The following is an 11,707-nucleotide window of genomic DNA, read 5'->3' on the forward strand; positions in this document are numbered from 1 at the left end:
CCTGGCGGGCGGCTCGGCGCTGCCGCCGTGCTTCCTCGGCAGCCGCGGCATCGGGCGGCAGGAACAGCGGTGCGGCGACCGTCGCGGGCGCCTCCCAGGTCACCGGTTCGGGAGCCTGGGGCTGCTGTGTCTGGAAGGGGCTGGTGAACAGCGATTGCCGCTGCGGCGGTGCGGCCGGAGCAGCGGATTCGGGCTGTGCGGTTTCCGCGGCGGGCGCAGGCCGCGAGGTGGGCTCGGCACCTGCGACGGACGCGGGCCGAGAGGTGGTGGCCTCAGGCGTCGAAGCGACCGCGCTCGCCGGTCCCTGGGACGTACTCGCCGCGGCATCGGAGCCGCTTGCCACCGACTCGGATGTACCCGCCGCTGTCGAGGCGCTACTCGCCGCCGCCTCGGGCGTACTCACCGCCGTCTCGGGACGGCTTGCCGTCGCCTCGGATGCGCTCGGCACCGTTTCGGGAGAACTCACCGCGGCGGTGGGGGCTGCCCCCGCCTCGACGGTCGCCGATTCGGCGACCGGGGCGGCACTCGCCGCCGATGGCGGCACAGCCTCCTGCTGCTGAGGTTCGGCCTGCGCCGGGGCTTGCTCCGGCGCCTGCTCGGCGGGGACGAAGGCTTCACGCACCGACTCGGCGACCGTGCGATCCAGGCTCGACTGCGCGCTGCGGGCCTCGGCCCCCAGCTCGGTCAGATGGGCCAGAATGCGTTTGCTGGTTGTTCCCAGCAGCTTCGCCAGCGCGTGTACCCGGATACGTTCCGGCAACTGCGCCGCCTCCCCTACCCCTGGCGCCTGCTGCGGCGCATGTCCATTCGTATCGTGCGACGTTTCCTGCGGCTCTTGATCGGCCACGAAATCTCCTCGGACCCCCGGGCGCGTCCCACTCGACCGAGAGTGACGCGGCCAACGCGGGGGCGCTGTCCGTTCGCCTCACGCCCCGTGGACGCAAGGCCAAGTGGTCTCCGCCCCGCGTGATCCGTTGTCACCTTGTCGGTCGTCGTTCGGGTAACCGATCACGCGGCGCCTGGCTGTTGGCTCCAACACCGGGTCCGAGCGCTCATCCAGCGTGCGGCCGGACAGCCGAGTCTTGGTAACCGTCCGGGGCAGCGATGATCGGCGTCGAGCCGCAGTGCCATTCGGCCGCGCCCGCACCGGCCGCTAGGGCCGATATCGAGCACTTCCACGACCAGTATCCCACACGCTCTCGAGGAAATTGCTCCCGTGTCCAATTGCCTGCTCTTCGCTCCGGCGTGTTCACGGCCCCCGGGAGCGCCGTCCCACGGGCGCGGACCGGCGCACCGGCGACATCGAACATGGGCGCGCGGAAACTCACCGAGAGGGCAATGCCGCTCCTCGGACAGGGTTCGTGCGGGAATCGGAGCCGGTTCGGCGCCCAGGGCCGACCGGGGCCGAACCCGCTCCGGCGGAAAGTTCGGGCGACTACTGGGCGAACTCCGGGAACCACAGGGCGATCTCGCGCTTGGCCGATTCGGGCGCATCCGAACCGTGCACGAGGTTGTACTGGGTCTCCAGGGCGTAGTCGCCGCGGATGCTGCCGGGCACGGCCTTCTCGACCGGATCGGTGCCACCGGCGATCTGCCGGAATGCGGTGATGGCGCGCGGCCCCTCGAGCACGGCGGCCACGACCGGCCCCGAGGTGATGAACTCGATCAGCGAGCCGTAGAACGGCCGTTCGGCATGCTCGGCATAGTGCGCCGCCGCAAGCTCCTGCGATACCTGCTTGAACTCCAGCGCGGCGATCTTCAGACCCTTGCGCTCGATGCGGGTGATGATCTCACCGACCAGGCCACGGGCGACACCGTCCGGCTTGATGAGTATCAACGTCTGCTCAGTCACTGTGTCATTATTGCCTCCGCTTCGCTCCGGCGGGTTCGCGGCCCCTGAGGCTCGCCGTTCAGCCCTCGAGACTCGGGCTTCGCCCATGCGCTTCGAGGGCTGAACGGCGAGCCGGCCGCGAACGGTCGCTCGAAGGCTCGCTCCGTGCGGATTACGTTGGCAGCGAACGTGTCTCGACAGTTTTATTATGCTTGTGCTGGGCGAATCACAGCTCGAGGGGTGTTCGCCGCAAGTTGCGCCGGGCAGAGATCAATCGCGGGGCGCGGATGTATGCGGCGGATGCGTCAGGTGCGCTGGCTGGGGAGCAGACCGCGGTCCATGCGCTTCTTCACGTCGGCGCGCAGGATCAGGATGAACGCCCATACCGCGACGAACACTACGCCGATGATGCCGATCGACAGGTCGACGAAGGTGCCCAGCAGGAGCAGCACCTGCATGGCGATGTTGAACCGCATCGCCCAGGAACGCCGCTGCAGGCCCGCGCCGAGGAACATCAGCACGGCCAGGCCGACCAGATAGGTGATCGACCACCAGCTCAGGCCGCCGCCGACCGAGGCGACCACCGGCAGCGCGAGCAGTACCGTGATGGCCTCGAGGACCAGCGCACCGGCCATCACACCGCGGAAACCCTTCCACGGGTCGGTCGCCGGGGGCGGCACCGGATTCTCACTCATGCGGGGTCCTTTCCGAACAGCGAGCGCGCGGCGCCCGCGGTGACGACCGATCCGGTGATGACGATCCCCGCGCCGGAGACCGGTTCCCCGGATTCACCCGCCTCCTCCGCGATGGCGATGGCGGTCTCGACCGCGTCGGCAAGCGTCGCCGCGGTCACCACCCGCTCGTCCCCGAACCGCTGCACCGCGATATCGGCCAGGTCGTCGACCGGGAGCGCACGCGGTGAGCCGTTCGTGGTGACCACGACCTCGTCCAGCACCGGCTCGAGCGCGGCCAGAATGCCCGCGGCGTCCTTGTCACCGAGCACCCCGACGACGCCGACCAGTTTGCGGAAGTCGAACTCCTCGGTCAGGGTCGCGGCCAAGGCCTTCGCGCCGTGCGGGTTGTGCGCGGCGTCCACGAAGATGGTGGGCGCGTTGCGCATGCGCTCCATCCGTCCCGGGCTGATCGCGTTCGCGAATCCGGCGCGCACGGCGTCGATGTCCAGTTGCCGATCCGCGCCCGCACCGAAGAACGCCTCCACCGCGGCCAGCGCGACCGCGGCGTTGTGCGCCTGATGTTCGCCATGCAGGGGCAGGAAGATCTCGTCGTAGACCCCGCCCAGGCCCTGGATCTCGAGCACCTGCCCGCCGACGGCGGTCCGCCGGGACAGCAGCCGGAACTCCGAACCCTCGCGCGCGACCGCGGCATCGGCCTCCACCGTGCGACGCAGCAGCACGTCCATCGCCTCGGGATCCTGTTCGGCGATGATGGCGACGGTCTCGCGCGGTACGAGCGGATCCTCGGGGGCCTTCTTGATGATCCCGGCCTTCTCCCCCGCGATCGAGGTCAGGTCCGGACCCAGATAGTCCATGTGGTCCAGGCCGATCGGCGTGATCACCGCGACCTGGCCGTCCACGACGTTGGTGGCGTCCCAGGTGCCGCCCATCCCGGTCTCGACCACCGCGACGTCGACCGGCGCTTCGGCGAACGCCGCGTAGGACATCGCGACCAGCACCTCGAACTTGCTCAGTCGCGGGCCGGGGGGCTCTGACGCCTCGGACCGCTGGTCGATCATCTCGATGTACGGCTGGATCTCCCGATAGATCTCCACATATTTCGCCGGGCTGATCGGCGCGTTGTCGATGGCGATACGTTCGGTCGCCAGTTGCAGGTGCGGGCTGGTGATCCGGCCGGTGCGGCGGTGCAGCGCGGTGAGCAGCGCATCGATCATGCGGGTGACCGAGGTCTTGCCGTTCGTCCCGGCGATCTGGATGGCCGGGTAGGCGCGCTGCGGTGAGCCGAGCAGATCGAGCAACGTCACGATCCGGGTCAGCGAGGGTTCGAGTTTGGTCTCACCCCAGCGCTGGTCGAGTTCGGCCTCGACCAGCGCCATCTCCGCCAAGTCCACCGGGGAGGGCCCGGAGTGCAGCCGCTCCGAGGAACCGTGCTGGTATTCCGGTTCGGAGTTCACTTGCTCGCCGCCAGTCGTGCGATCTCCTCGAGCCGTGCGCCGATGCGGGCGACCTCCGATTCGGCCACCTCCCGGCGGGTGCGGATCTTGGCGACGACCTCGTCGGGGGCCTTGGCCAGGAACGCCTCGTTGGCGAGTTTGGCCGTCGTGCTCGTCAGATCCTTCTGCGCCACACCGAGATCCTTCTCCAGACGACGACGTTCGGCGTCCAGATCGACCGTGCCGGAGGTGTCGATTTCGACGGTCACCGTCGCCCCGGACAGCCGCACCTGGACCGAGGCGGTCGCGCTGAAATCGTCGCCGGGTTCGGTGAGCCGGGCCAGATTCGCGATCTCCGCCGAGAGCCCCGTCAGCTCAGCGTCGTCGATGCCGATCAGCGCGGCGGCCACCTTCTGCTTGTCGGTCAGGCCCTGATCGCTGCGGAAACGGCGGATCTCGGTGATCAGGCGCTGCGCGTCCGCGATGCGGCGGGCGGCGGGTTCGTCGGCGGCCACGCCCGAGGACCGCGGCCAGGACGCGACGACGATGGACTCGCCTTCCGCACCGCCGGTCAGGGCCTGCCACAGCGATTCGGTGACGAACGGGATGACCGGATGCAGCAGGCGCAGCACCGAATCCAGCACGACGCCCAGCACCGTGCGGGTGCTCGCGGCGCGCTCGTCCGATTCGGCGAACTGGACCTTGGCCAGTTCCAGGTACCAGTCGCACAGCTCGTCCCAGGCGAAGTGGTACAGCGCCTCGCACGCCTTGCCGATCTCGTACCGGTCGAACGCCGAATCCACTTCCGCGCGAACCGATTCCAGGCGGTCCAGGATCCAGCGGTCGGCATCGGTGAGGGCGGCGCGGTCCGGAATCTCGCCCGGGGCCGCGCCGTTCATCAGCGCGAACTTGGTGGCGTTGAACAGCTTGGTGACGAAACTGCGCGAGGCGGTCACGTGCGGCGGGCCGACGGACAGGTCGCTGCCCGGCTGCGCACCGCGGGCGAGGGTGAAACGCGTTGCGTCCGCACCGTATTCGACGATCCACAGCAGCGGATCCACGCCGATGCCCTTGGACTTGGAGTACTTGCGGCCGAATTCGTCGCGAATCAGGCCGTGCAGGAACACATCCCGGAACGGCACCTCCACCAGGTCGGCGGGCTTCCCAGCGGTGATGACCGGATCGCCGGAGACGAACATGCCGAACATCATCATCCGGGCCACCCAGAAGAACAGGATGTCGTATCCGGTGACGAGAACGCTTGTGGGATAGAACTTCTCGAGTTCCGGGGTGGCATCGGGCCAGCCCATCGTGGAGAACGGCCACAGGCCCGAGGAGAACCAGGTGTCCAGCACGTCCGGATCCTGGACGTAGCCCTCGGGTGCCTGCTCGTCCGGTCCGACGCAGACGACCTCGCCCTCGGGGCCGTACCAGATCGGAATCCGGTGCCCCCACCACAACTGACGCGAGATGCACCAGTCGTGCATGTCGTCGACCCAATCGAACCAGCGCGGTTCCTGAGACGCGGGGTGAATCACGGTGTCCCCGTGCCGAACCGCGTCACCCGCGGCCTTGGCGAGGGATTCCACCTTCACCCACCACTGCATGGACAGCCGGGGTTCGATGGGCTCGCCGGAACGTTCGGAATGGCCGACGCTGTGCACATAGGGACGCTTCTCGGCGACGATGCGGCCCTCTTCGGCGAGGCGCTCGCGGATCTTCACCCGCGCCTCGAAACGGTCCATCCCGTCGAATTCGGTTCCGGTATCGGCGATCTTGCCGGTCTTGTCCATGATGGTGGGCATCGGCAGGTTGTGCCGCAGGCCGAGCTCGAAGTCGTTCGGGTCGTGCGCGGGGGTGATCTTCACCGCGCCGGAACCGAATTCGGGATCGACGTAGTCGTCGGCGACGACGGGGATCTGCCGCCCGGTGATCGGGTGGTAGATCGTGGTGCCGATCAGGCTCGCGTACCGGGCGTCCTCGGGATGCACCGCGACCGCGGTATCCCCGAGCATGGTTTCCACCCGGGTGGTCGCCACGATGACGTGCGGCTCGTCGTCCTTCAGCGAGCCGTACCGCAGCGAGACCAGCTCGCCCTCGACGTCCTCGTACTTGACCTCGACATCGGAGATCGCGGTCTCCAGGACAGGCGACCAGTTCACCAGCCGCTCGGCCCGGTAGATCAGGCCCGCGTCGAACAGGCGCTTGAAGATGGTCTGCACCGCGCGGGACAGGCCCTCGTCCATGGTGAAGCGGTCCCGCGCCCAGTCCACGCCGACGCCGAGGCGCCGCATCTGGCCCTGGATCGCACCGCCGGATTCGCGTTTCCAGTCCCAGACCTTGTCGACGAACAGTTCGCGACCGAAGTCCTCCTTGGTCTTGCCGTCCCGCGCGAGCTGCTTCTCCACCACGGACTGGGTGGCGATACCGGCGTGATCCATACCCGGCAGCCACAGCACCTCGTAGCCCTGCATGCGCTTGCGGCGGGTGAGCAGATCCATGATGGTGTGGTCGAAGGCGTGGCCCATGTGCAGGTTGCCGGTGACGTTGGGCGGGGGCAGCACGATCGAGTAGGGGGCCTTCGCGCTCTTCGCGTCGGCGGCGAAGTAACCAGCGGCTACCCAGCCCTCGTACAGGTCCGACTCCACATCGCCGGGATTCCAGCTCTTGGGGAGGGCATCGGCACGATTTCGTGAGTTCTCAGAGGCTGTGCTGGTCACCGTGTGATTCTAAGGAGTTGGGTCGCGGGCCGGACGACGGCCCCGGTAGAGGAGTTCCGCATCGGCTCGCAGGCGGCTCCGCAGCGATCACGCCCGCGTGCCGAACGGGGGTGTGGGTACCCGAGAGGGCGGGGTTTTCGGCGGATGAGGGACACCGAAAACCCCGCCCACAAGGTTCAGATTACCGCCGATTCACCCCGTATTCCCAATTCCATATCGAATTCTCAGGTTCGACCCGAATCCTTTGTGTTGGTGCATGATTGCCACTCAGGCGCACCTCAGGTATGCGAGCGCACCGGCTGTGCCACACATCTGCTCGAGTTGCCGCCCGGCCTGCGATCCTGCCTACTTGGTTCGAACAGTGCATTCGCTGCTTGTGCCTGCTCCGGAAATTCGCTCGCGCCGTGATCGGACCGCCGATCACTCACGAAAGAGGATTCTCATGCGTGCTCGTACTGTTGTCATCGCCACCGTGGCCACCGCGGCGGGCATCGCCGCGGGATTCGCCGGCGCGGGTTCGGCCGCGGCGATCGCACCCGTCACCGTGCCGCGGACCGGCGGGGTCGGGGTCGAGCTGAATCACGGCGAGACCCAGGCGTTCGCCAACGGTCCGATCCCCGCGCTGATCGATCAGGCGCTCCCGGGCGACGCCATCGCCGTCGGCATCGGACGCGGTTCGCAACTGCCCAGGAACGGCAATCACGTCCAGGCCGATCTGCCCAGCATCGTCACCGAGGCCGCCGGCCGGCCCGGCGGCCGGGTCGCGCTGGTTCTGCAACCGGGTCCGGAGCTGGCCGTGGTCCAGATCTGGTAGCCCGATCCGGTCAGGGAACCAGCACGGGCAGGGCGCCCGGTAACGCGCGGAAGGTCGTCGGCAACATGCCGACCGGCTCACCGTCCGCGGTCACCGGCGCGCCCGGCGCGCGCAGTTCGACGGTGGCCGCGCGATACTGGCTCAGCGCGGGATGATCGACGCGCTTCCCCGCGGACAGGGTCGGCAGCAGGCGCATCATGTCCCGCCGGGACATCGCGCCGACCACGGTCACCTCGAGCAGCCCGTCGTCGATCGCCGCGTCCGGGCAGATCAGCATGCCGCCGCCGTAGCTGCGAGTGTTGCCCACCGCGACCATCACCGCTTCGGTCTCGACGACCGATCCCACGGATTGCCCTGGCACGCCGGATAATTCGAGGCGGTAGGGCACGGCGAGGCCGCCCGCCAGTTCCGCCACGGCGGCGAAGGTGTAGCGCAGCGGCCCCTTCGGAAAGCGCATGCGGTTGGCGCGCAGGGTGACCCGGGCATCGAATCCGGTACCTGCCACGGTCGCGAACCGGATCGGTCCCGGGATGCCGAATCCGATTCCCGCCGAAGCGGATTCGGATGCTCCGGGCTCGGGGATCGCGACCTCCGCCGCCCCGAGATCGATGCTGCGCACCGTGCCGCCCATGACGATGTCGGCGGCGGAGATCGGATCGTCCTGCGGCACACCGAGTTCGCGGGCCAGGTCGTTACCGGTGCCGCCGGGCACCAGCCCCAGCGGCACACCGGTACCGGCCAGCGCCTGCAGGGTGATGCAGACCAGCCCGTCACCGCCCGCGCAGACCACCACATCGGGCACGTCGCCGCCGGTGAGCCGATCCCGAACCAGGCGAACCGATTCCGCGGCGCTGGCACCGCTGACCTCATCCACCGTCACACCGCGCGCCCGCAGCCGCGCCGCCGCCACGGCAGCGGCGGCCTGGCCCTTCCCGTGGCCCGACAACGGGTTGGTCACCAGCAGTATCGAGCCCACCCCGGCGGCTCCGTTCACGACACCACCCCGCCGGCGCGCGGCGACGGTTCCCCCGCCATCCTGCTCACCACACCACCTCGCCGAGATTCGATGGCTCCGGGTCGATCGAACGCCGTGCCGACGGCCGACTCCGGGCCCGACCTGAGCAGTGCCGACGACTCACGCACCACGAGCCCGCTCACGACTCGGGCCCGGCGATGATCGACTCCCCAGCACGCGATATACGCTGCGCCACAGGCACACTCATGGGATCAGCTTTCCGGGGTTGAGGATTCCGGCGGGATCCACCGCCTGCTTGACCGCGCGCAACACCCGGACGCCCAGGTCGCCGATCTCGCCGGACATCCAGGGTCGATGGTCCCGGCCGACGGCGTGGTGGTGGGTGATGGTCCCACCGGCCGCCGTGATGGCGTCGCCCACCGCCCGTTTGGCGATGTGCCACTGGGTGATCGGATCGTCGAGCTGTTTGGCGATGATCGTGAAATACAGTGACGCGCCGGTCGGATAGGTGTGCGAGATATGGCCCATGACCAGTGGCGGAGTGCCCTGGCCGCGCAGTGATTCGGTCAGGGCCGCGGTCACCGCGGCCTTGAGGTCGGCGAGGTTGGACCAGTTCGTCGCGGTTTCCAGGGTTTCGCAGAGAATGCCGGTGTCCAGCAGCGCATCCCGCAGATAGGGCGCGGCGAAACGGCCGTGCTCCCACTCCCGTGCGGGTTGCTCGCCCAGCGCGGTCCCACCGGCGGCGGCCAGCAGCGCACTCGCCTCGGCGCTACGAGCCTCGACGTGAGCCGCGGTGCCCTCGAACGTGGTCACCGCCAGACATCCGGCCACCGGGGCGCCGCCGATATCGCCCACGCGGGCCAGATTCAGGCCGGTCTCGGCCTCATCGGACAATCGCAACACGGTCGGGGCGGCCCCGGCCTGGACGACCGTGCGCAGTGCGGCCGCGCCGGTCGCGAAATCGGGGAACGACCATGCCTGGTACGCAACGGTTTCCGGCACCGGATGCACCCGCAGCGTGACCTCGGTGATCACGCCGAGCGCACCTTCCGACCCCGAGAACAGCTCGCGCAGATCGGGTCCCGCGGCCGAGGCCGGGGCGCGGCCGAGATCCATCGTGCCGCTGGGGGTCGCGACCCGCAGGCGCTGGATCATGTCGTCGAAGCGGCCGTATCCGGCCGATGCCTGCCCACTCGAGCGGGTCGCGGCGAAACCGCCGATGCTGGCGTATTCGAAACTCTGCGGGAAGTGCCCGAGGGAGAATCCGCGCGCCGCGAGCAGTTCCTCGGCCTGCGGTCCGGTCAGCCCGGCGCCGAGCGTCGCGGTGTGGCTGATCTCGTCCAGCTCGGTCAGCGCGGCCAACCGCCGAAGGTCCAGGGCGACAACGGCTTCGAAACCATCGCGGGCCGGATCCACCCCGCCGACGACACTGGTGCCGCCGCCGAAGGGCACCACCGCGACACCGTGCTGGGCACAGTAGCTCAGCACACCCAGGACAGCGTCGTGATCGCCCGGGAAGACGACCGCATCGGGCGCGTCCTGCGAGTCCGGGGAGCGGCGGCGCAGCAGATCCGGGGTGCTCTTACCACCGGCGTGCAACAGTCGGGTGCGGTGGTCGGTGCGGACGCACTCCGGGCCGACCACCGCCGACAACCCTGTGAGGTGCGCCTGCGACAGGGCCGAGGCGCGCAGTGGCACGTTGCCCTCATCGCGACGCGTCACCGACTCACCGGACACCCCGAACACCTGCACCAACAAGGTCCGGATCTTCTCCGGGAGCGGCGCATGTCCGGACGGAATGCCCCAGGCGTCCCACACCATACTCGGGCGGGATGACAACTCGCCCGGCATTGCCGCAGAAGACGCGTCCTGCCGTTCATCAACCATGCGTTACAGTCTTACATAGAATGTCAAGCAGTAATCGAACCGACGCGCGATCCGCCGACACCGCGCCCGACCCGACAAGTGATCCGATGCAGACAATCGATGTCGCCGGAACCGGCGACGAACCCTCCGAGATCGACCTGGCGATCCTGGACGCCGCCCGCGCCTGCGTGGAGGAGTTCGGTGTGCGCCGCACCACGCTGACCGAGGTGGCCCGCCGCGCCGGTGTGAGCCGCCCCACGGTCTACCGGCGCTGGCCCGACACCGGATCACTGCTCGCCGAACTGCTGGTGCGGGAACTGCGCGGCATCGTCGTGCGGACCATCCCCACCAGCGGTCCCGCCCGCGCCCGCCTGGTCGACGGCGTCGTTGCCGGGGCGTCGACGGTGCGCGCGAATCCGTTGTTCGCCAAGATCTTCCGCACCGACACCGATCTGATGCTGACCTACGTCTTCGGGCGCCTCGGTCGCAACCAGCGTGAGCTGATCCTGTTGTTCGCCGCCCTGATCCGGGAGGGCCAGCGCGACGGTTCGGTCCGTCCCGGCGATCCGGAGGAACTGGCCACGATGATCCTGCTGATATCCCAGTCCGCCGTCCAGTCCGCCGCGATGGTCGGCCACATCCTCTCCGAATCCCGCCTGGACGCCGAACTCGCGCGCGCCATCGACGGCTACCTCCTCCCCGACAACGGCTCCGGCTCGCCGTGAGCCCACCACGCCCGCGCCGCAGGGACCGGATGGATGGCCACAGCACGCGAAACCGGTCGCCACGAGTAGTCCGGCACGGACTCGCGTGCGACGAGCCGGACCCCGCCCCGCAGTGTGCGGTGCGCACGAATGACACCCGGACGCGTATCCGTGCGATGAGAGATGGAGTTATGAGATGAACGGAACTGCACAGGGTTTCGGTGATTCGGCGCTCAATGCCGCACGGCGGGAACGGGAATTGCGGGCGCTCGGCGACGGCGGGGTCGTCGATGTGCTGGTGATCGGGGGCGGGGTCACCGGGGTGGGAGTGGCACTGGACGCCGCGTCCCGGGGATTGCGGACGGTTCTGGTGGAGGCGCGCGATCTGGCCTTCGGCACCAGCCGGTGGAGTTCCAAACTGGTGCACGGCGGGCTGCGATATCTGGCCGGCGGCGGCGTCGGGATCGCGTACGAGAGCGCGGTGGAACGGCATATCCTGCTCACCTCGACCGCACCGCATCTGACCCGGCCGATTCCCCAGCTCGTGCCGTTACTGCCGGATATCGGTGCGGCACAGCGGATGCTGGTGCGCGCGGGATTCGCCGCCGGAGATGTGTTGCGGCGCAGCGCCGGAACTCCGGCCGCGGTCCTGCCGCGCTCGCGGCGCG

Annotated in this window: 10 protein-coding genes; 3 read left to right on the plus strand and 7 right to left on the minus strand. The window is 69.0% G+C overall.

Annotated elements, in window-relative coordinates; all coding sequences use genetic code 11:
• The 5 genes from NM2_RS46200 to NM2_RS46220 all read right to left on the minus strand — a co-directional run.
• The coding region (locus tag NM2_RS46200) for a translation initiation factor IF-2 N-terminal domain-containing protein (protein WP_174575763.1) at nucleotides 1-847 on the minus strand (847 nt) is incomplete at its 3' end.
• A 588-nt stretch (nucleotides 848-1,435) separates the two neighbouring features.
• The gene (ndk, locus tag NM2_RS46205) at nucleotides 1,436-1,852 is read right to left on the minus strand and encodes a nucleoside-diphosphate kinase (protein WP_067683967.1); all 417 of its coding nucleotides are present in this window, start codon (nucleotides 1,850-1,852) and stop codon (nucleotides 1,436-1,438) included.
• Nucleotides 1,853-2,136: 284 nt separating this feature from the next.
• On the minus strand, nucleotides 2,137-2,526 hold the full coding sequence (locus NM2_RS46210) for a DUF4233 domain-containing protein (RefSeq protein WP_067683970.1): 390 nt from the start codon (nucleotides 2,524-2,526) through the stop codon (nucleotides 2,137-2,139).
• Nucleotides 2,523-3,980 carry a bifunctional tetrahydrofolate synthase/dihydrofolate synthase gene (folC, locus tag NM2_RS46215; protein ID WP_439957000.1) on the minus strand — a complete coding sequence of 486 codons (1,458 nt, stop codon included), beginning with the start codon at nucleotides 3,978-3,980 and terminating at the stop codon, nucleotides 2,523-2,525. The genes NM2_RS46210 and folC overlap by 4 nt, the downstream gene beginning before the upstream one ends.
• Nucleotides 3,977-6,679, minus strand: coding sequence for a valine--tRNA ligase (locus tag NM2_RS46220; protein ID WP_067683973.1), 2,703 nt, complete (start codon nucleotides 6,677-6,679; stop codon nucleotides 3,977-3,979). Before NM2_RS46220 ends, folC begins: the two co-directional genes overlap by 4 nt.
• 442 nt (nucleotides 6,680-7,121) lie before the next feature.
• Between NM2_RS46220 and NM2_RS46225 the strand changes: the two genes are divergently transcribed.
• Nucleotides 7,122-7,493 (plus strand): hypothetical protein, encoded by a 372-nt coding sequence (locus tag NM2_RS46225; RefSeq protein WP_067683976.1) that lies wholly within the window; start codon nucleotides 7,122-7,124, stop codon nucleotides 7,491-7,493.
• Between the two features lie 10 nt (nucleotides 7,494-7,503).
• On the opposite strand, the gene NM2_RS46230 is transcribed toward NM2_RS46225, so the two are convergent.
• Both NM2_RS46230 and NM2_RS46235 read right to left on the minus strand, forming a co-directional pair.
• Nucleotides 7,504-8,487, minus strand: a complete 984-nt coding sequence (locus NM2_RS46230; RefSeq protein WP_174575764.1) for a diacylglycerol kinase family protein — start codon at nucleotides 8,485-8,487, stop codon at nucleotides 7,504-7,506.
• A 225-nt stretch (nucleotides 8,488-8,712) separates the two neighbouring features.
• The gene (locus tag NM2_RS46235; RefSeq protein ID WP_067683978.1) at nucleotides 8,713-10,290 is read right to left on the minus strand and encodes an FAD-binding oxidoreductase; all 1,578 of its coding nucleotides are present in this window, start codon (nucleotides 10,288-10,290) and stop codon (nucleotides 8,713-8,715) included.
• A gap of 152 nt (nucleotides 10,291-10,442) precedes the next feature.
• On the opposite strand from NM2_RS46235, the gene NM2_RS46240 reads away from it, so the two are divergent.
• Nucleotides 10,443-11,060, plus strand: coding sequence for a TetR/AcrR family transcriptional regulator (locus tag NM2_RS46240; protein ID WP_067683990.1), 618 nt, complete (start codon nucleotides 10,443-10,445; stop codon nucleotides 11,058-11,060).
• Between the two features lie 175 nt (nucleotides 11,061-11,235).
• Nucleotides 11,236-11,707: FAD-dependent oxidoreductase (locus NM2_RS46245; RefSeq protein WP_157122063.1), on the plus strand; the 472-nt coding region annotated here is incomplete at its 3' end.

The organism is Nocardia miyunensis NBRC 108239, assembly GCF_001613065.1.
Classification (GTDB): domain Bacteria; phylum Actinomycetota; class Actinomycetes; order Mycobacteriales; family Mycobacteriaceae; genus Nocardia; species Nocardia miyunensis.